The 20,801-nt window shown below is 34.4% G+C and carries 21 protein-coding genes; 1 reads left to right on the top strand and 20 read right to left on the bottom strand.

Annotation, left to right across the window (positions count from 1 at the left end; all coding sequences use genetic code 11):
* The 4 genes from DFR78_RS03515 to ispE form a co-directional block, all read right to left on the bottom strand.
* A partial coding sequence (locus tag DFR78_RS03515) for a helix-turn-helix domain-containing protein (protein ID WP_147267746.1) occupies nucleotides 1–382 on the bottom strand: 382 nt, incomplete at its 3' end.
* A 602-nt stretch (nucleotides 383–984) separates the two neighbouring features.
* Nucleotides 985–2,316 (bottom strand): type I glutamate--ammonia ligase, encoded by a 1,332-nt coding sequence (glnA, locus tag DFR78_RS03510; protein WP_114457458.1) that lies wholly within the window; start codon nucleotides 2,314–2,316, stop codon nucleotides 985–987.
* Nucleotides 2,309–2,713, bottom strand: a complete 405-nt coding sequence (locus tag DFR78_RS03505; protein WP_114457457.1) for a MerR family transcriptional regulator — start codon at nucleotides 2,711–2,713, stop codon at nucleotides 2,309–2,311. The genes glnA and DFR78_RS03505 overlap by 8 nt, the downstream gene beginning before the upstream one ends.
* Nucleotides 2,714–2,925: 212 nt before the next feature.
* Nucleotides 2,926–3,786, bottom strand: coding sequence for a 4-(cytidine 5'-diphospho)-2-C-methyl-D-erythritol kinase (ispE, locus tag DFR78_RS03500; RefSeq protein WP_114457456.1), 861 nt, complete (start codon nucleotides 3,784–3,786; stop codon nucleotides 2,926–2,928).
* Nucleotides 3,787–4,082: 296 nt separating this feature from the next.
* Between ispE and DFR78_RS03495 the strand changes: the two genes are divergently transcribed.
* Nucleotides 4,083–4,592 (top strand): biotin transporter BioY, encoded by a 510-nt coding sequence (locus tag DFR78_RS03495; RefSeq protein WP_114457455.1) that lies wholly within the window; start codon nucleotides 4,083–4,085, stop codon nucleotides 4,590–4,592.
* A 32-nt stretch (nucleotides 4,593–4,624) separates the two neighbouring features.
* Here the strand turns inward: DFR78_RS03495 and DFR78_RS03490 are convergent, their stop codons facing one another.
* From DFR78_RS03490 to DFR78_RS03415, 16 genes are all read right to left on the bottom strand, one after another.
* The gene (locus DFR78_RS03490; RefSeq protein WP_114457454.1) at nucleotides 4,625–4,930 is read right to left on the bottom strand and encodes a LiaI-LiaF-like domain-containing protein; all 306 of its coding nucleotides are present in this window, start codon (nucleotides 4,928–4,930) and stop codon (nucleotides 4,625–4,627) included.
* Nucleotides 4,920–5,480, bottom strand: a complete 561-nt coding sequence (locus DFR78_RS03485; RefSeq protein ID WP_114457453.1) for a PspC domain-containing protein — start codon at nucleotides 5,478–5,480, stop codon at nucleotides 4,920–4,922. The genes DFR78_RS03490 and DFR78_RS03485 overlap by 11 nt, the downstream gene beginning before the upstream one ends.
* Nucleotides 5,481–5,552: 72 nt before the next feature.
* On the bottom strand, nucleotides 5,553–7,280 hold the full coding sequence (locus tag DFR78_RS03480; protein ID WP_114457452.1) for an ABC transporter ATP-binding protein: 1,728 nt from the start codon (nucleotides 7,278–7,280) through the stop codon (nucleotides 5,553–5,555).
* An 80-nt stretch (nucleotides 7,281–7,360) separates the two neighbouring features.
* Nucleotides 7,361–8,011, bottom strand: coding sequence for a phosphate signaling complex protein PhoU (gene phoU, locus DFR78_RS03475; RefSeq protein WP_114457451.1), 651 nt, complete (start codon nucleotides 8,009–8,011; stop codon nucleotides 7,361–7,363).
* Between the two features lie 22 nt (nucleotides 8,012–8,033).
* Nucleotides 8,034–8,777 (bottom strand): phosphate ABC transporter ATP-binding protein PstB, encoded by a 744-nt coding sequence (gene pstB, locus DFR78_RS03470; protein WP_199505545.1) that lies wholly within the window; start codon nucleotides 8,775–8,777, stop codon nucleotides 8,034–8,036.
* A gap of 34 nt (nucleotides 8,778–8,811) precedes the next feature.
* Nucleotides 8,812–9,678 (bottom strand): phosphate ABC transporter permease PstA, encoded by an 867-nt coding sequence (pstA, locus tag DFR78_RS03465; RefSeq protein WP_114457449.1) that lies wholly within the window; start codon nucleotides 9,676–9,678, stop codon nucleotides 8,812–8,814.
* Nucleotides 9,678–10,565: a phosphate ABC transporter permease subunit PstC gene (pstC, locus tag DFR78_RS03460; RefSeq protein WP_233486962.1), complete on the bottom strand. Its 888-nt coding sequence runs from the start codon at nucleotides 10,563–10,565 to the stop codon at nucleotides 9,678–9,680. The genes pstA and pstC overlap by 1 nt, the downstream gene beginning before the upstream one ends.
* 165 nt (nucleotides 10,566–10,730) lie before the next feature.
* Nucleotides 10,731–11,552, bottom strand: coding sequence for a phosphate ABC transporter substrate-binding protein (locus DFR78_RS03455; protein WP_114457447.1), 822 nt, complete (start codon nucleotides 11,550–11,552; stop codon nucleotides 10,731–10,733).
* Nucleotides 11,553–11,775: 223 nt separating this feature from the next.
* Nucleotides 11,776–13,560 (bottom strand): two-component system histidine kinase PnpS, encoded by a 1,785-nt coding sequence (gene pnpS / locus DFR78_RS03450; protein WP_114457446.1) that lies wholly within the window; start codon nucleotides 13,558–13,560, stop codon nucleotides 11,776–11,778.
* Nucleotides 13,544–14,230: a response regulator transcription factor gene (locus DFR78_RS03445; RefSeq protein ID WP_114457445.1), complete on the bottom strand. Its 687-nt coding sequence runs from the start codon at nucleotides 14,228–14,230 to the stop codon at nucleotides 13,544–13,546. Before DFR78_RS03445 ends, pnpS begins: the two co-directional genes overlap by 17 nt.
* A 255-nt stretch (nucleotides 14,231–14,485) precedes the next feature.
* On the bottom strand, nucleotides 14,486–16,177 hold the full coding sequence (locus tag DFR78_RS03440; RefSeq protein ID WP_114457444.1) for a Na/Pi cotransporter family protein: 1,692 nt from the start codon (nucleotides 16,175–16,177) through the stop codon (nucleotides 14,486–14,488).
* Between the two features lie 169 nt (nucleotides 16,178–16,346).
* Nucleotides 16,347–16,607, bottom strand: a complete 261-nt coding sequence (locus DFR78_RS03435; protein WP_114457443.1) for a Veg family protein — start codon at nucleotides 16,605–16,607, stop codon at nucleotides 16,347–16,349.
* A 168-nt stretch (nucleotides 16,608–16,775) separates the two neighbouring features.
* A complete protein-coding gene (locus tag DFR78_RS03430) occupies nucleotides 16,776–17,255 on the bottom strand; it encodes a ribonuclease H-like YkuK family protein (RefSeq protein ID WP_114457442.1) in 480 nt (159 codons plus the stop codon).
* A 14-nt stretch (nucleotides 17,256–17,269) separates the two neighbouring features.
* Nucleotides 17,270–18,160: a 16S rRNA (adenine(1518)-N(6)/adenine(1519)-N(6))-dimethyltransferase RsmA gene (rsmA, locus tag DFR78_RS03425; RefSeq protein WP_114457441.1), complete on the bottom strand. Its 891-nt coding sequence runs from the start codon at nucleotides 18,158–18,160 to the stop codon at nucleotides 17,270–17,272.
* Between the two features lie 184 nt (nucleotides 18,161–18,344).
* Nucleotides 18,345–19,433, bottom strand: coding sequence for a mandelate racemase/muconate lactonizing enzyme family protein (locus DFR78_RS03420; RefSeq protein ID WP_114457440.1), 1,089 nt, complete (start codon nucleotides 19,431–19,433; stop codon nucleotides 18,345–18,347).
* Nucleotides 19,434–19,453: 20 nt separating this feature from the next.
* Nucleotides 19,454–20,797 carry an NlpC/P60 family protein gene (locus DFR78_RS03415; protein WP_114457439.1) on the bottom strand — a complete coding sequence of 448 codons (1,344 nt, stop codon included), beginning with the start codon at nucleotides 20,795–20,797 and terminating at the stop codon, nucleotides 19,454–19,456.
* Nucleotides 20,798–20,801 lie beyond the last annotated feature (4 nt).

The raw sequence follows: 20,801 nt of genomic DNA, 5'->3' as shown, positions 1-20,801 counted from the left end.
TAATTTCAATATTAGTAGTCCCATTTTTTCTAATAAACTTATTACTACGATAAGAATTTTGAGTATCCTTTTTAGATTTAAACTGGGGAAAATCATATTTGCCACTAAAAAAATTATTAAAAGCTTTATCTAAATCTTTAAGAGCATTTTGTAAAGCAAACTTGTCTGGTTCTTTTAACCACTGCAATTCTTTTTTTAATTGCGTTAGTTGCTTAGAATATTCAGTATATGTTTTATAATCATTTTCTTTAGCTTTTGCAAGAAAATGATTATATATATACCTTGCACAACCAACTGATTTGTTTATTAATATTTTCTGTTCTTTATTAGGATATAATCTGAATTTATATCCTTTTTTTCTTAAAATTTTCTTACTAACCATGCTTTCATCTCCCTATTAATATTATACCCTAAATAGGAAGCTTATGCAAACAAACGTTCTCCTTTTTGCAAAATTATTATTAGCTAAACATAATAATTGAAATTCAAAACCGTCTGCTATTTTCTCGGGGCAAGCCCACGAGGTTTGCTAGCAGACTATAACTTCTATCACTCCATAAGTCAAATTGGTTACCTTTTATTTACTTAATCTTTGACGCCCCACGGGGCAGGCCTGTGAGGTTTTTTATACATAAAAACTCATAAAAACTAGCCTTTTAAAACTTAATAATTGATAGACTTTCCCCATTTTTTATATACTGCTGCAAAAAGGGGAGATGCAGGAATATTGAAATTTTTAGTCAATGAATCTTAACGAAATGAAGGAAGAAATAGGGTTGAACTGCAGGATGGAGTGAGCTAATCATGAGTCAGGAGGACTCATTGATTAGTGTGCCCTATTTCACACCCGAATTGAGTTTTAGATAAATCTAAAAATTTCGTTGATGACTAAAGCCCCCTTTTTGCAGCTTGAAAATAAATTTTGGGGAAACTCCTTAATAATTGAGATTGACGGCTGAAAAGTTTTTGAGCTAGTAAATTAAATTAATAAGTTGTTAGATACTGTTCAATTTCCCAGCTGTGAACCTGTTTTTTATATACCAACCACTCTATTTTTTTGGCTTCTACAAAATGTTTAAAAATGTGTTCACCTAAAGTATCTTTTATTAATTCATCTTCTTTTAAATAATTAACCGCTTCTATAATACTGCCTGGAAGACTGCTTATACCCCTTTCTTTCCTTTCCTGTGCTTCCATTTCATAAATATTATCTGTTGTCTGAGTTCCGGGATTTATTTTATTTTTTATTCCATCCAAACCCGACTTTAACATAACTGCAAGTGCCAGATACGGATTAGCAGTAGGATCAGGATTTCTCAACTCTAACCTTGTACTGTTTTGTCTAGCAGAAGGTATCCGAACAAGTGCACTTCTATTTTGTGTTGACCATGAAATATAAACAGGAGCTTCATAACCTGGAACAAGCCTTTTATATGAGTTAATGGTAGGATTTAAGATTGCACTAGTGGCTTTAGCATGTTTGAGAAGACCTCCAATGTAATAGTAGGCTTCTTCACTTAACTGCAGCTCATCTTCAGGATCATAAAAAGCATTTTCCCCATTTTTATATAAGGATTGATGTACATGCATTCCTGATCCACTTTCACCATAGATAGGTTTAGGCATAAATGTTGCGTGTAATCCGTGCTGAAGGGCAATTATTTTAGTGACAAATTTAAATGTAGTAATATTGTCTGCTGTGCGAAGGGCAGGAGCATATTTAAAATCAATTTCATGCTGGCCTGGAGCAACTTCGTGATGGGCTGCTTCTACTTCAAATCCCATCTTTTTTAAAGCAAGTACAGTATCTCTTCTGGCATTACCACCCATATCCACAGGAGATAAATCAAAATATCCACCTTTATCATGGGTACGAGTAGTGGCATTCCCCTTCTCGTCTTTTTCAAACAAAAAGAATTCTGGTTCAGGACCAGAAAACATTTCAAAGCCCATCTCCTCTGCTTCAGCTATAACTTTCTTAAGGGTGCTTCGCGGACAACCTATAAAAGGCTCACCATCTGGAGTGTGGATATCACACATCATTCTGGCGGTTGTACCTCCATTTGTCCTCCACGGAAAAATAGCAAAAGTATCATAATCCGGTTTTAAATACATATCAGATTCATTAATTCTGGTAAAACCCTCTATTGAAGAACCATCAAACATAATGTTTCCTTCAAGAGCTTCTGGAAGCTGTTCAATCGTAATCGCAACATTCTTAATAATACCTAAAACATCAACAAACTGAAGCCTAATAAATTCCACACCCTCTTTTTCTGCCAGCTGCAAAATTTTCTCTCGTGTTAATTCAGACATTTTCTTTTTCCTCCCCATGGGACTTATTTTGGTTTTTACTGATGGAAAGTTTTTTGATCAGGGCTGAACGATTTGAAACAGGAAAGAGGGAATCAAGCTTATCTTCATTAAAGCGATTTTTTAAATCAGCTGTATCAATATCAAGATCATCTGGAATCAATTCTTCAAAAGATGGTGGATTGAGTTTTTCTCTAATACGTTCAATATTATATCCGGCTGAAATAAATTCTTTAATTTTAAGCATTCTCTGAATATCATTTTCCGAAAAAATTCTCTGATTGCCTTTTGTTCTTCCTGGAAAAATTAGATTCTGCTCATCATAATATCGAATTTGCCGTGAACTGAGACCTGTTCTTTCTTTTGCCTCTTTCATAGTAATTGTTTTTTCATTATCCATCTCATTTTCACTCCTCAACATCAGTAATTTATAGAGAGATTATAACATAAAAATAGAAGTTATGTCAACTCCATGTTAGGTTTTTCTGCAATTTTATTTTCTTCTTTATTTACTTACAGAAGTTTAATTAATGATTTGAGTTTTTTATCTCCTCACTAAAAGTCGATTTAGCAGTAGAAAAATATCAGCAAATACGAAAAAATCCGCAGTTCTTAATACCGCCCCATAGTTGTGGTTGAAATAACAAAATCACCTTTGCGCGGCCAGTTTGATGCAGCTTTATCTGCTTTTTCTTTAGAGTCATATAAAGCAAACACACTGGGACCACTGCCTGACATCATATACAGAAGATTATCGGTATTTTTTATTATCTTTTCCACCTGTTTAATTTCTTGAGTTAACTTTTTGGCCGGCTCTTCCAGTACATTTTTCCAGTCAAGTGACCAGTTAATTTCCTTATCTTCTTTTAAATTCTTTAATATACTGTCCATATCAATCTTTACATCAGGGAGAAGCTGGTCATAAAGCTCATAAACTTCTGCTGTACTCAGCTGTACAGAAGGGGTAACAAGCAAGAGCGGATATTCTTTAATAGAAGGAAGAAATTCCAGTTCATCTCCCTTTCCAGAGGCAAAAACAGTCCCCCCTTTTAGGCAGAACGGTACATCCATACCGATTGAAGAAAGAATCTTTCTCATTTCTATATAATCTTCTTTTAGATCATAAAGTTTATATAAACCCTTCAGTACTGCTGCAGCATCTGCACTTCCTCCAGCCAGCCCAGCTGCAACCGGTATGTTTTTCTGTATATATATTTCTGCTCCTTTTGATATTTCTTTTTCCGAAAAAAACATTTCAGCTGCCTGGAAAGCTAAATTTTCTTTTCCAAATGGAATACAGGGATCTGAACAGTTAACAATAATATCAGAACTTTTCTTTCTTACTTTTACTCTGTCATGTAAAGCAATACTCTGCATAATCATTTCCACTCTGTGATATCCATCTTCATATATTCCTTTAATATCTAATGCAAGATTAATTTTTGCATAAGCATTTAAAACTATTTCATTCATATGTATAATTTCCTCCATTTTAATTAAATCATATATTCAATTATTCAATTTCCATTTGTTTTTACCCCTATAATTATTATAAAATGCTTGATTGGTGCCTGTCCAATACTTTTAGGGGTGGTGCTGCATGATTATAGCAGTAAATATATAGCCAATCTGCTTTACATCTATAAAAGTTAATTGATTATATATACTTATTCATTAATCGCCTTTAAATTCCTGCTGTTTGATGATAAAATGGTTGTCAGTTTAATTGATGATTTATTCAATATAAATCAGGAACATGGAGGTTTTTTATGAACACAAAAAAAATAGTTAAAACAGGTATTATGGCTGCATTAACAATAGTAGGGGCATATATAATTGTACCACTTCCCTTTTCACCTGTTCCTATAACTTTACAGACATTTTTTGTTCTTTTTTCGGGCAGAATTCTCGGCAAAAAACATGGTGCTCTAAGTCAGATAATATATCTGCTGATAGGTATAGCAGGTCTGCCGGTATTTGCAGCCGGGACAGGAGGTATAGGGATACTTCTTGGGCCTACCGGTGGTTTTCTGCTTGCCTTCCCTGCCGCTGCCTGGACTGCAGGTTATTATACTGATAACAAAATTAAGGATTTTTTTATTTATCTTGGAGCTGCTGTTATAACATACTTAATCGGCTGCAGTTATTTTATCTTCTTAACCGGAACAGATATACTATCTGCAGTAAATTTAACTATTCTGCCGTTTCTGCCAGGAGATATACTCAAAATCACAGTTTTAATTACTGCTGGCCCTGTAATAAGCAGACGCCTCAAATGAAAAGTATTTAATATAAAAAGTATTTATAATAATTATCTAAACTTGAACTGATAGTAGCGAAAAAACCTGTATGGTAAGCCGACACTGCCCCCGTGCTGAGAAAGAAAATATATAAAATAAATTGTAAAAATAATCAGCAGTGCTGGAATAATCCACCACAGCTTAGAATTTAACAGTATCATATGCATGCCAGCGATAATCAGCAGTACAGGCCAAAAATTTCCTATAAACCAGATAAAATCAAAACTGTATTTACCCATACTTTCACCTAAAAAAATAACACCAAATGCAATGAGTATTATACCTATTAATAATCTTTTTTTGCTGTCAGCTGTCATTATTTTTTACTCCTCTAAACAAAATTAATAATCCAGCAGCAATCAAAAAAACAGGCCAATATTTCTGCCAGTAAAATTCCGGAATCCAAATATTAACTAAAAATATAGCCCCAATAATTATTAAAATTAACCCCAGTGTTTTATTTCTCTCATTTGACACATTATTATTTTCAAATTTAGAATCATAACTTCTGTGGTCTTCAATTTGATGGTCCTTATTAAACTGTTTGTCAGCCTGATACTTATCATTCTCAAGTTCATCAGATTGATAGTAATTAGAATAAAAATCATCTTCTTTTTCTGCACCATTTTTTATATTATTATCTTGTGTGGGAAGATAGTACTGCTCTTTTTGTTCTTTTTCCTCCGGCTTTTCAGGAATTATAAACCAGGAAATTAAATAAGCAATCAATCCGATTCCCTGAAATATAAAGATAAAAATAAAAGCAAGTCTAATTAGAGTTGCATCAATATTAAAATATTCAGCCAGCCCTCCACAAATCCCTGCTATGATTCTGTCATCTCTTGATCTATAAATTCTTTTTTTCATTGAATTCAACCCTTTCTATATAAAAAGCCCCCAGCAGCAGCTGCAGATAGAAAAAATATATATCAGATAATTTCAGCCTGACAGCTTTGTGGAAAACTGGTCATTATATAGCTGTTTATATACTCCATCTTTATTTATAAGTTCATTGTGTTTTCCGCGCTCCATAATCCCCTTGTCTGTCAGCACAATTATTTCATCAGCATTTATAACAGTAGACAGGCGGTGTGCTATAACTAAAGTGGTCCTACCTTCTGCCAGTTTTTCCAGTGAAGCCTGAATAATCTTTTCACTTCTATTGTCCAGGGAAGAAGTAGCTTCATCAAGAATCAATATGGGAGGGTTTTTTAAAAAGGATCTGGCAATAGAAATCCTCTGTTTCTGTCCACCAGAAAGTTTAACTCCTCTTTCCCCTATATTGGTATCATAACCATCTCGTAAGGAAAGAATAAACTGATGTGCATTTGCCTTTTTAGCAGCATCAACAATTTCTTCATCACAGGCATCCGAACTGCCATATGCAATATTATCCCTAACCGTTCCATTAAACAAAAATACATCCTGCTGTACTATACCTATATTTCGCCGCAGTGAACTTAAAGTTATATTTTTTATATTTATACCATCTATCAAAATATCACCTGAATCAATCTCATAAAATCTGGGCAGAAGTTTACATAAAGTTGATTTACCTGCCCCAGAAGGACCGACAAAAGCAACAGTTTTACCTGGCTCTACCTCTATATTGATATTATTAAATACTTTAGAGTGGTTGTCATAACCAAAAGTAACATTAACATACTGAATATGTCCTTTAACATTTTTTAGATCTACAGCTCCAGGCAGATCTTTAATTTCTGGCTCTACCGAAAGAATCTCAGTAAAGCGAGAAAAACCCGCCATACCGCGCTGCAGCTGTTCATTAAAATTAACCAGCCTTCTGATTGGATTGATAAACATATTAACATAGAATAAAAAAGCAACCATCTCACCTGTAGTTAAATTTCCCTGATAGATAAAATACCCTCCAGCGCCAAGAGTAATTAATGTTATAAAATTTGTAAATAAATTCATGCCAGAATGAAATTGTGCCATGTTTTTCATAGCATATTCTCGCGATTCGCGGTGGCTGTGGTTCCCCTGGCAAAATTTTTCGTATTCGTATTCTTCATTTGTAAATGATTTTACCACTCTAATTCCACTTAAACTGTCTTCTATAATACTATTAACCTCTGCCACTTTTTCTTTTATATTTTTAAAAGAATTATACATCTTTTCTCCCAATTTGAGAGAAAACAAGAACATAAACGGTAATAATATAAATGTCAGCAGGGCCAGCCGCCAGTGCATATTTAGCAGAATAAAGAAAGACCCCACAAGCAAAACCAGTGAAATAAAAAGATCCTCAGGCCCATGGTGGGCTAATTCGGATATATTGCTGAGGTCATTTATAATTCTTGACATCAGATAACCAACTTTATTGTTATCATAGAATTTAAAAGACAGCTTCTGCAGGTGGGAAAAAAGGTCTGATCTCATATCAGCCTCCATTCTTATACCTACCACATGTCCCCAATAATTAACTATATATTGAAAAACATATCGCAGCAGATAAAGTATAAATAATATAATTACCATACGTATAATCATATTTATATTTTTATCCGGAAAGTGCTTATCTATCAGGGTCCTCATAATTACTGGAAATGCAAGATCCAGCCCGGACATAATAAAAGCTCCAAAAATATCCAGCAGAAATAATTTCCAGTGTTTTTTATAATAACCTGCAAATTTTTTGAGCATTTTTCTGCCTCCTCAATTCTCTTTCATTCTAAAAAGATATTCTATCACAGGAGATTTGAGAATGCAAAAAAACCAGCAGTTTATAACCGCTGGCCTGTTTTCATATATATTGTTCTTTCAGATATATTTGTTGAATGGTCTCCTATTCTTTCTAAAAATCTACTTACAAACATCAGTGATGTTGCCTGTTCTATAGTTGTTGGATCATCAATCATTATTGTTATTAGTTCACTAATTATCTGCTGGTCTAAAATATCAATTTCCTCATCTCCTTCTACAACTTTTTTTGCTTTTTCTATATCCATATCTACAAAAGCTTCAAGACTTTTTCTTAATCTTTTGGTTACTAAATCAGTCATTTTAGGTATATCTATTAAAGGCTTAATTAAATTATTCTCACCAATATTTATAACCATTTCTGCTATATTACAGGTATGATCACCAATTCTCTCCAGATCTGTAGCAAGTTTGGATATGACTATTATTTTTCTGAGGTCAATAGCAACTGGCTGCTGTAGTGCTATCAATCTGGTGCATTTCTCTTCCAGATTAACTTCATAATCATCTATTATATCGTCATCTCTGCAAATCTGATTTGCCAATTCTAAATCTCCATTCTTTAAAGCTTCTATACTTCTGCGAATTGATTCTTCAACAAAACTTCCCATTTTTAACATATCGTTCTGCAGAGAATTTAATTCTTCATGAAAATTTCTTCTGCTGGCATTCATATCTTAACCTCCTATTTTTATATTATCCAAACCGTCCGGTTATATAATCTTCAGTTCTCTGGTCGGCTGGATTCTCAAATATTTTATCTGTCTTATCAAATTCTACTAAATCACCCATAAGGAAAAAACCAGTTAACTCAGATACACGGGCAGCCTGCTGCATATTGTGTGTAACAATTACTATAGTATAATTATTCTTCAATTCTGCTATTAAATCCTCTATTTTTGCAGTAGCAACTGGATCTAAAGCTGATGCTGGCTCATCCATCAGTAAAACTTCGGGGGTCACAGCTAAAGCTCTGGCTATACATAGGCGCTGCTGCTGTCCTCCAGAAAGACCAAGAGCTGAATCATTTAGTCGATTTTTTACTTCATCAAAAAGAGCAGCACCTCGTAAACTTTTTTCTACTATTTCATCAAGTTTTGCATTGTCTTTTATACCGTGGATTCTTGGCCCATAGGCAACATTATCATAAATAGATTTTGGAAAAGGATTTGGCTGCTGAAACACCATACCAACTTTTTTTCTTAATTCTACTACATCAACCTCACTGGAATAAATATTTTTTCCATCCAAAAGAACCTCACCTTCAACTTTTGTTTTATCTATTAAATCATTCATTCTATTTAAAGTTCTTAAAAAAGTGGATTTGCCACATCCTGAAGGACCAATTAATGCAGTAACCTTATTTTCTTCTAAAGGCATATTTATATTTTTTAAAGCTTTAAAATCATCATAATAAAAGTCTAAATTTTTAACTTCCATTTTATTTTTACCCACTTAAAATCCTCCCTTCAGATTAATTACTAAATTTTTTGCTGTATCTTATTCTCAATATTATAGCTGCAAGATTAATTAATAATACCAGCACTAATAAGACAACTGCTGTACCATATGCAAATGGAACCTGTTTTGCTGGAAAAGTTCCTGTTGTCACAAGTGCATATATATGATAAGGCAGTGCCATAACCTCCGAAAAAACAGAATTAGGCAGTTTCATTGAGAAAAAAGTAGCTGCTGTAAAAATTATTGGTGCTGTCTCTCCAGCCACACGACCAACCCCCAGAATACAACCAGTTAAAATACCTGGAATTGCAGCAGGTAAAACAACATTTTTAATTGTCTGCCATTTTGTTGCTCCCAGTGCAAGAGATGATTCCCGGTATTCATCTGGCACTGATATTAAAGCTTCTTCTGAAGCTCTAATAATTGTTGGTAGAATTACAATGGCCAGTGTTAAAGCACCAGATAAAATAGAAACCCCAAAATTTAAATATTTTACAAAAACAGCCAGACCAAAAAGACCAAACACGACTGACGGCACTCCAGCAAGGTTATTGACCCCTATGCGAATAAGTCGAATCAATCTTCCCTTTTTTGCATATTCTGTCATATAAATAGCAGCAAAAACTCCTAAAGGTGTAGCAAATAAAATCGATCCTGATACAAGATAAAAAGAACCAAGAATTGCCGGAAATATACCACCTTCTGTCATTCCATTTGCGGGCATTGAAGTTATAAATTCCCAGCTTATAACACCGATTCCTCTTTTGAAAATAAAAAAGATTATTATTCCCAGAATAGCAATAGATATCCACAAAAATAAACCGAGTATATTAAAAATAACTTTTTCAGTTAATTTTCTCTTAATTAATTTGCTTTCCATTATTCTCCACTCACCTTCTTTTTAAATCTCTGCTGTGCCATATCAGCAAAAATATTAAAAATAAGAGTTATTATAAATAATATAATTGCTATTCCAAAGAGTGCCTGATAGTGATCACTTCCCACAGGAGCCTCACCCATTTCCGCAGCTATTGTTGCAGTCATCGGTCGAACAGGTTTAAGAATATTAGAAGGAAAAAGCGAAGCCCCTCCTGCAACCATCAGCACTGTCATTGTTTCTCCAATTGCTCTTCCCATGCCCAGAATAATTGCTGTCACTATTCCAGAAGACGCAGTCGGTAAAATTACCCTTACCATTGTTTCCAATCTAGTTCCACCAAGTGCCAAAGAAGCATCTCTAAAACTTTTGGGAACAGCAGTAATAGCATCTTCTGACAGACTAACAATTGTAGGTAGTGCCATAATACCGAGCATTATCATTGCAGTCAAAGCATTCAACCCTGTAGGTAGACCAAAAAGTTCTTTAATATATGGACTCAATATCTTCATTCCAAAAAGACCATATATAACAGATGGAACACCTGCCAGCATTTCAATTGTTGGTTTAACTATATTTTTAAATCTTTTTGGCAGTATATACGAAATATATACTGCTGAAGCAACTCCAAATGGAACTGCAAATACCATAGCACCAATTGTCACCACAATTGAAGCTGCAAGAAGATTATAAATACCAAAACCTGCCGGGTCATAAGTTGGATACCAGTCACCTGTAAACATAAATTTAAATATTCCAACTTTAGCAAAAATTGGTGCTCCTTCATTAAAGAGAACAACTATAATCCCTGCTAAAAACAAAATAGAGGAAAAAGCAAAAAATAAAAGTGTATTTTTAATGACTTTTTCTTTAGTTTTCCAGTTTAACACAAAATTCACCTCTTTCATTAAGGTGTAAATTTTTTATAAATAAACACCCAGAAAAAGGGAGGAAAGCCTCCCTTTTTTCCAGATTATATAGCAGCTGCACATATATTATATTGCTTAACTATTTAACTCTTTACTATTTACTACTAATATTATACTAAGTTTTTATTAATAAAGTGGTACAAATCCCTGGTCTTTTACTAACTTTTGTCCATCTTTGCTTAAGACAAAGTTAATGAACTTAGCTGTTAATCCTTCTGGCCAGCCATCAGTGAACATAAATAGTGGACGTGCAATTGGAAACTCTCCACTTGCTACAGTCGCATTAGAGGGAGCAACTCCATTTACCTTAACAGCTTTTAGAGACTCTGATAGATAACCAAGACCAACATAACCAATTGCACCTTCTGTATCTGCAACTACACCAGCTACTGCACCATTAGATGCCTGTAAAAGTGCACCCTGGAATAATCTTTCTCCACCCAGTGCAATATCATTAAATACTTCAAATGTACCAGAACTTGAATCTCTAGATACAACAACTATTTCCATATCTTTTCCGCCAAATTCTTTCCAGTTTGTAACTTTACCAGTATAGATATTTTTTAAATCTTCAAGGCTTAATTCTTCTACACTATTTGCTGGATTAATTACAACAGCAATACCATCCATGGCTATTCTATGTGGTACCGGGAAAATACCGTTTTTTACAGCCGCATTAACTTCTTTTTCTTTGATAAATCTAGAAGAATCTGCAATATCAACAGCTCCATCAATCAGTGCTGCAATACCATTACCAGATCCACCACCACGAACAGAAATATTTACCCCAGGATTTTTTTCCATATAAACTTCTGCAGCTTTCTGTGCAATCGGCAGAACAGTTGAAGAACCCTGAATTACAAGAGAATCTTCAGCCATTACACCTAAAGACATAACAGCAACCAACAGTAAAGCCATAACAACAGCAAATGAATTAATTTTAGACATTAATAATTTTCCCCCTTAAGGATTAATAATTTTATACTTTAATTTTTCTCTAATACTAATTTAACATCTTATTGTTACACCAATATTTCTCTTATGTTAACACTATGTAAACAAAAAAAGCCCATTAGAGAGTACCAGGTACTAAAAGGCCTTTTTGTACCTGGTACCAACACGGTATTTTTGTACCCGGTACCAACAAGGTACCAATAAATACAACATAATTTTATTTAGCAATTTTTAAACTAAATATAAACCTGCTTCCTTCTCCTTCTCTGCTTTCAAGATTAATTTCACTGCCGTGCTGTTTTATAATATTTTTTACGATAGAAAGGCCAATTCCTGTTCCACCAAGAGAACTCGATCTTGCTTTATCCACCCGATAAAATCTCTCGAAGACTCTATCCTGTTCTTCTCTAGGAACACCTATACCATTATCTTCTACCTCAACATAAATTCGATCCTCTTTTTTGTAAGCTGAAACTTTTATTTTGCCATTATCTTGCGTATATTTAATAGCATTATCTATAAGATTAATCATAACCTGTTCTATCTGCTCCTTAACCATATATACAGGTGGAAGATCTACTTCAATTTCTTTTTCTATTATTATATCTTTCTTTTCTGCTCTGTCTATCAGCAAATTAATAGTTTTATCTATAACCTTCTTTAGATTTTCTGCTTTTAAATCAGGGGTGGAACTCTCTATTTTTGATAAGTTGAATAAATCCTTAATTAAAATTGACAGTCTGTCTGCTTCTGTTTTAACAATTTTTAGGAATTTCTCTCTAATTTCCGGATCATCAATATCATTATCCAAAAGGGTATTTACATAACCAATAATTGATGTTAAAGGTGTTCTGAGTTCATGAGAAACATTGGCAACAAAATCATTGCGAACTGTCTCCAGTTTTCTTAATTCTGTAATATCTGTAAATACGATTATACCTCCACTGATGCTGCCGTCTTCTTCAAAAATCGGAGAAAAAGTTGCCTGCATAATAACTTTATCAGGATTTTGATAAATTATTTCTCTTGTTATAGTTCTTTTTTCCCTTAATGCCTCTTCCAAATACATATCAATTCTGTGGCTGAAAACCGAGGCAATCAATTCTTTGCCCTTAATATTATCTTTTTTTATTTTAAAAATATCTTTTGCGGCTGGATTTATCAAAACTATCCTGTGCTTTCTATCGGTTGCAATAACACCATCTATCATACTATTCAAAATTGTCGCCATTTTATTTTTTTCACTTGACATTTCATCAATCTTCTTTTCAAGCTTATCTGTCATAAAATTAAACATCTCTGCAAGTTTTTCAATTTCACTACTGTATCTTCTGGCAGGAATTCTCTGAGAAAAATCTCCTTCTGCTATATTTGCAGCCGTCTCTGTAATCTTTTCCAGTGGATAAATTACAGTAGATGTAAGCCGCCAGGTTAATAATATTGTTAAAACTGCCAGAACAAAAAAGAAAACAAGATAACTTTTTATGTCTTCTATTAAAACCCCTCTTATAAAGCTTAAACTTCTGGCAAGTCTTAAAACACCAGCGGTTTCACCAGCAGAACTGGTAATAGGGAAAGATAAATAAAGCATTTTTTCTTCCAATGTATCACTTTCTCTAATCAATTCCCCTTTTTCCTCTCCTGAAAAAACAGCAGAAATTTCTGGTCTATTTTTATGGTTGTCCATCTTAGATATATCATAGCGCGAATCTGCCAGAACCTTACCTTCTTTATCTACAATAGTAATTCTGGCCCCAGTATGCCTGCCCCAGTTTAAAACCATTTCTTCCAGTTCATCTGCAGGAGTATTGAGCAGCACTGCCCCTTTTTCTTCAAGTATAAGGTGAGCATAGTTTTCCAGACTAATTTTAAGCTGATTGAAATAAAAATCTCTATGATTATCTGTAAAATAATAAAATGACAGACCAATTATTAAAATCTGTATGACTATAAAGATGATAAATAAGCGATTTCTTATACTATATTTACTCCAGTTTAACAAATTTATATCCCACCCCCCTGACAGTTTCTATATAATCTTTTTTAATTTTTTGGCGCAGTCTTCTTACATGAACATCAACTGTTCTTGTATCACCCGCATATTCATATCCCCAGATTTTTTCCAGCAGCAGGTCTCTGCTCAAAACCCTCCCTTTATTTATAATCAAATAGCGGAGAAGTTCAAATTCTTTAGGAGTAAGACTTATTTCTTTTCCACTTACCACAACTTCATGTCGGGCAGTATCAATTTTAATATTGCCTTCTTCTAAAATTTCTTCTTCAAATTCATCTGGTGCCTTCATCTGGCTTAGCCTTCTAAAGATAGCTTTAATCCTTGCTGTCAGCTCCCTGGGGCTAAATGGTTTTGTCATATAATCATCAGCACCCATCTCAAGACCTAGTATTTTGTCAACTTCTTCCCCTTTTGCTGTAAGCATAATTATAGGAATATTTTTTAGTTCTTTATCTGCCCTCATTTTTCTGCATACCTCAAGCCCATCTATCTCTGGAAGCATCAAATCCAAAACAATTAAATCAATATTTTTATTTAAGACTTTTAAAGCTTCTTTACCATCTACTGCAGTTAAAACTTCAAACCCTGCTTTATCTAAATTAAATTCAATAAGATCTCTTATATGTTTTTCATCATCAACAACAAGTATCTTTTCCATTATCCTTCCCCCTGATAACATATTTTATTTCATAATTATTAATGTATTAATATCTGAATCAATTTCCAGTTCTATCTCCAGGTCCATTTGGCCTGCCCAAAATTTATTTTTGGAGTTTTAAATCTATTTCGGGAATCTTTCTGTAATTTATTAATATTGACATCTTTTATAAACCCAGTATAACAAAAAAAGACCCCTTAAAAAAGGAGTCTTAATAGTAATAATCAAATTTTATGTTAAATTTATGTTAAATCTTTAAATCACTTCTTCTGCCGCCAGTTCTTTATCTACCTGATAAATTTCCAGAATACTGTGAGCAATATCTGCCAGCTGATCACTGACATGTTCCATATCCTCAAGCAGTTCCAGCAGTATTATACCGGCATTGGGATCACATTCTTCTTTTGCTGAACCTTTTATTCTGGCGATATTTTCTTCTCTAAACTGCAGCTGCAGTTTATCCAGTTTCTTCTCTGTCTCCAGTATTTCGCGGGCTAAAGTAAAATCTTCTGTTTCCAGCAGTTTCATTGATTTATCTAAAACTCCACAGATGATTTCATGTACTTCCTTAATTGTATCTTCAGCTACACTTGTAAAGCTTAGTTTATTATCCAGTCTGTGTTCAGTCAGGCTTGCAATATCATTTGCATCATCAGCTACACTTTCAATATCATCAACTATTGCAAAAAATTTATCAAGGGTGCGGATATCTACATCAGAAAGCTGGCCCTGAGGTACTTTCTGAATAAAATTTAAAAGTTCTTCTTCGAGCTCATTTACAATATCTTCATGGCGCCTTATTTTTTCTGCTGTATCGCGGTCCTTATTTAAAAAACCATTTACTGCATCAGATACCATATCTTTCGCAATATTATGCATATAAATAACTTCTTTTTTGATCTGTTCAATTGCCACTGATGGAGTCTGCAGCATTCTCTCATCTATAAAAGTAGCTCCATATTTTAATGTTGTATCTTCTCCAGGCAGTATTTTTTCTACCAGCATAACCATAAAACCGGTAAAGGGAAGCCAGATAAGTGTATTAAGTACATTAAAAAATGTATGAGTATTTGCAAGGAGTCGTTCCTCTGAAGGATTAAGATATCCAAAAAAAGCACTTATATTTCTCAGCAGATTTTCTATCATTCCAGAAAAATCCGGCACTATATAAAGCAGAATAATCATCATTCCTGCTCCAACAACATTGAATGTAAAGTGTGCTGCTGCAGCTCTTTTTGCAGTAAGATTTGCTCCAATTGCAGAAAGAATTGCTGTTACTGTAGTACCTATATTACTACCAAGAAGAATTGGTATGGCAGCATCATAATGAACAGCACCTACAGTAACAAGTCCCAGCAGAATACCAAATGAAGCACTACTGCTCTGCACCATGATTGTAACAAAAATTCCTGTTAATACACCAAGAATTGGATATACACTGAAGCTCTCCATTAAATCAATAAAAAATTGGGATTCGCGCAGAGGATACATTGTATCACTCATAGTTTCCAGTCCTAAAAACAGCAGCCCAAAACCAAGCAAAATCTGTCCTAAATACTGGAATTTTTTACTTTTTGCAAATAGATATGTAAATGATCCAACCGCTATTGCATGAAAAGCGTAATCTCCAAGTTTAAATGCTATAAGCTGTGCAGTAACTGTTGTACCTATATTAGCTCCCATTATAACACCAATGGATTGGGCCAGAGTCATTAATCCTGCATTAACAAATCCAACTACCATAACTGTTGTTGCACTACTGCTCTGAATTATAGCTGTCACAATTGTGCCAACTGCAACTCCCATAATTGGTTTGTTAGTCAGTATTGCCAAAAAATGCCTTAACCTTTTTCCGGCTGTTTTCTGCAGTCCCTCACTCATCTGCTTCATTCCATAAATGAATATCCCGAGACCTCCAAATAATCCGACAGCCATATCAATTGACAATTAGATCTCTCCTTCCTGCCGTTTAAATATCATATTTTACAGTATATTTTAGTATAATTTAACCAGAATTTAAGTTTATAAATTTTATTTTTATCAGCAAAATTTTTAGACAATTTGAAACTTTCACATAAAAAGAGCAGCCTTACGGCTGCAAATTTTATTGTTTTGCTCACAAAACCCCAATTTTTATATGCTCATCTTTAGATTTTACAACAACATTGTCTGTCAAAAGATCAGCATAACTATATGATAAACGTCTTACCTGATTGTGATCCTTAATTCTTATAACAAATAAGTTTTTATGGGTTTTTTCTAAAATACCTTCTTTTTCTATGGTTTTTCGTCTACCACGGTGAGCCTTGACAGTCACTCTATGTCCAACGTAAGAATTAACTTCTTTTTTTATCTCATCCAGAACATTCTTCGACATCAAACTCCCCCTTATATTAAAATGAATCTTTTCTAATATTTAATTATATCACAGTGGATAAATTTTCGCAAAACCATGAAAAAATTTCCCAAAATTATTTTTAGAGTTGAAAAATGGAGAAAGTCTTTCAGAGAAAAAGGGGTTTGAAGGAAATTCCTTCACAAAAAACTATCTGGTGAATTTATCTGCCACAGTTGAAGCAGCATATGCATCAGGTTTTATATATGCTTCAAAACCACTTCCTACTACCATTCCTGTAACTTCTCTAATAATTTCATTTGTAGGTCCATTATGACCGACATCAATATGAATTTCCAGCTCTATATCTTCTTCCAGCTGATCTTCTTCAGATAAAAATAATGTTAACTTACTTGCCACCTCCAGGCTGCGTGATACTTCATAAAATATCCGCTGCTTCATCCCGGATTTAAACCTGACATTATCTTTATAATAAAAATATCGGCCGCCACGCCCGATGCGGTAAATAACAATTGCAGTTACAAATACAACCTCACTAAACCCCGGTTGAGAATCAGTCCCAACTATTAATTTATACTCATAATCTGAGTCAGATTTTATAAAATTAATTATTTTTTCGTATGTCTCATCAAGAGTTAACCGCCCATCAGTAGGACTGAGGAACTTCATTATTTCACCTGCTTTCAATTTCCCAGCAAATGGTAGATTTCATTACTAAGTTTTATCATTTCTAAAATACTCAATTTTTCTCCTCTTTTTTTTAAATCTATATCATTATTATTTAATGCCTGAGTAATTATATCACGTTCAATATCAATCAGGGAAGATTTGACCAGACTATTTCTTATTGTTTTTCTCCTCTGCTGAAATATTGAATGCATAATTTTGAAAAAAAATTCTTCACTTACAGCTTCTTTCCTGTACAGATTATTTTTGTATGGTTTTAATTTTACTAAAGCTGATTCAACATCAGGTCTGGGGATAAATACAGATGAAGGAACTTTATGTATTATTTCCGCATCCATGTAAAATTGAACTGCCACACTTAAAGAACCAAAACTTCTACTTCCCGGGCCAGCACAGATCCTCTCTCCAACTTCTCTCTGAACCATAAATATCATTGACTCAAAATTTACACCACTCTCCAAAAGTGACATAATAATTGGAGTAGTGACATAATAAGGCAGATTTGCAGCAAGTTTTATCTTTCTACCTTTAGTATTATATTTTTTTAGAACCTCCGGCCAGCTAATATTTAATACATCATCATGGATCAAAATAAGATTTTCACTATCTGCAAAAAGGTCTTTAAGAACACCAACCATTCTCTCATCTTTTTCGACCGCAAGCAGCAGGCCGTCATCCAGGCTTTCCAAAAGCTCCTCTGTCAGAGAACCTATTCCCGAACCAATTTCAATAATAAACTCATTACCAGCAATTTCTGATTCCTCAATAATTATATTTATAATATTTCTATCGATCAAAAAATTCTGCCCCAGCCCTTTTTTTAGCTGAAGATCGTAATCATTCAAAATTTTTTTTGTTCCACTGGGTGTAGCTATATACTTGTCCATTTCCTGTTAAATCATCCTTTAATAATTCATATTAATTTATTTTCACTAATAATTTTAATTTATTTTCATTAATAATTTTATCACAATAAAACTGATCTGGCAAAACTCAACCGCAAAACTGTCAGGTTTCAGCATCAAAAATATCAATATCAGCCAGTCCTTCTGCAGTCATTTGTTTTACAGATTAAACTTCTTTTAAACCAGCAATATCATCTATGCCCAAACCTGGTTTTTCCGGCAGTCTAATTATCGGCCCATCGATTTCTATACCACCCTGAACAGGATCTTCAGCCAGGAGGCTTGGTGCATCCAGATCAAATCTGGTAATATTTTTGTGTGCTGCACCCAGATGAGCTGCCGCAGTGACAGAAATTTTGCTTTCCAGCATACTCCCAACCATACATTCCACTCCCCAGGCTTCAGCAGTGGAATTAATCTGATTTGCATTATATATTCCACCTGATTTCATTAATTTAATATTAAGCAGATCACATGCCTTCATTTTTAAAAGCAGAAATGCATTGGCAGGACTAAACAGACTTTCATCTGCCATTATTTTTGTCATCACATTTTCGGTCACAAATTTTAGGCCTTCCAGATCTCCCGCGGGAACCGGCTGTTCTACCAGCTCCAGATTAAGCCCCAGCTCTTCCATCTCTTTTATAAGGCCAACTGCTTCTTTAGCTTCCCAGCCCTGATTTGCATCCAGCCTGATAGCTATATCTGGACCTACTGCTTCACGTACAGCTTTAACTCTTTCCAGATCTTTATCCCGCCCCTTACCAACTTTAATTTTTAGTGTTTTATAACCTTCTTTAACAGCTTTAACTGCATCTTCTGCCATCTCATCTGCTTTATTGACACTAACTGTGAGGTCAGTCATTATTTGACTGCCGTTTCCACCCAGCAGTCTAAAAAGAGGTATGTTATATCTGTGGGCAAAAAGGTCATATAAAGCTATATCAACAGCCGCTTTTGCACTTGAGTTTCCAACTGCTGCCCTGTCAACGATATGGAGCAGTTTTTCCAGGTTTTCTATCTCCTCACCAATAAGCTTGGGAGCTATTTTTTCTCTAATTATCCCCCTAATACCGGGATTGATATCACCTGTTATCACTGCTGTAGGAGGTGCTTCTCCAAATCCTAAAAGCCCTTTTTCCCCTTCAATGATTACCACCGTATCTTCAGCAGAATCTACTGCGCGGAGGGCTGTCTTAAACGGTTTTTTTAAAGGTACACTAAGGTGAAACATTCTCAGATTTTTAATCTTCATACTCTTCCTCCTCAAAAATTTTAATAAAACTTTCTGGCAGAAGTAAAATAATCCAAATATTTTTTCCCCTTCTTCTGCATCATTTCCTGCTCCAAATCACATATAAATACAGAATGGACAGACATATTACGGTATTTACCTCCTGCAGTTTTAACAGCATAACCTGCACCAGAGTGAATTATAAAATGGCTGCCGTCATCTTCTCCAAGGTATATAACTACATGACCTGGCATATAAATAACATCGCCAGGCTGAATAAGCTGCAGAATTTCTTTTCTTGCTGCAAGATTTCCATTAAATACAATCTTTCTTCCGGCTGCATATTCTTCCTGTATTCCTGCATCACGGGGCAGGTTAATTCCAAAACTGCGGTAAATATCCATAACAAATCGCGAACAGTCTCTGCGGTTAAACATACCTCCCCATCCATAGCGTTCACCCAGCATTTTAAAAGCCTGATGTAAAATACCCGCTCGTGTATAGGGAAGCAAATTCTCTTTCACCCCGGATGAATAAGCTATAAGGGCTTTCTTAAAATTTAATCCTCCCTTTTTATCTCTTTTCGGCAGCAGCACTGCATAACTCCCAGTATCTGACTGTGAATGAAGATTCCCAGCCAGCAGTGTTTGGCCGTCTTCGTGCTCAGCCAATCTTATTTTATCACCCATTTGAAACTCTATCTGTTCACTATTTTCAGCAAAAGGATCCGGCTCTGTAATTATTCTGCTGTCTGCTGTAATAAGATATGGTCTCTGTAAATATTGCTCAACAACCGCAGCATTTTCTGCAGCAGCTGTATCTTTTTTCTTTATCCAGCCAGAATGAATTCCTGTCTGCACATAATACCATCTTTTATCACGGCTTCCGTGCAAAATAACTGCTGGTTCAGCCGGAGAAATCGCTGTAAGCTGCATCATATCAACATCTGTATATTCCGGACTGTGGGCAAAAACAGTATCTGTGGGAAAAGCCCTGATAGAACTGCGCCTTACAGTTAAACCATATTTTAAATTGTCAGGTTTTATCTGTTCTAAATCAGTATTAATTATAATTTCTTCTTTTTCAGCATCTGTAATACGTATTCCTTTTTTATTGAAAAAATCACCCACTGGAAAATTTTCTGCAGCAGAGAAAAGATTAAATTTTTCCTTTATTTCCCTCAGAATTAATTTTTCAGGCATTTTTTCAAAAATTTGATACTGATCTTCTTTTTGAGAAGTCTTCATTTTCTGGTATGTTTCACTATTTAAAGTTGAAATATCATTATTTTTAAGCAGCAGAGAATCAGGTTTGGATATTTTTTTAATCCAAAACTCATCATTATAATATTGTTTTTTTACTTTTGGAGGCAGTAATTTCTGCATAAAA

The organism is Halanaerobium sp. MA284_MarDTE_T2 (genome assembly GCF_003337245.1).
Classification (GTDB): Bacteria; Bacillota; Halanaerobiia; order Halanaerobiales; family Halanaerobiaceae; genus QPJE01.
The sequence above is the reverse complement of the archived record's forward strand: the minus strand, read 5'-3'. Positions and strand labels throughout refer to the sequence as shown.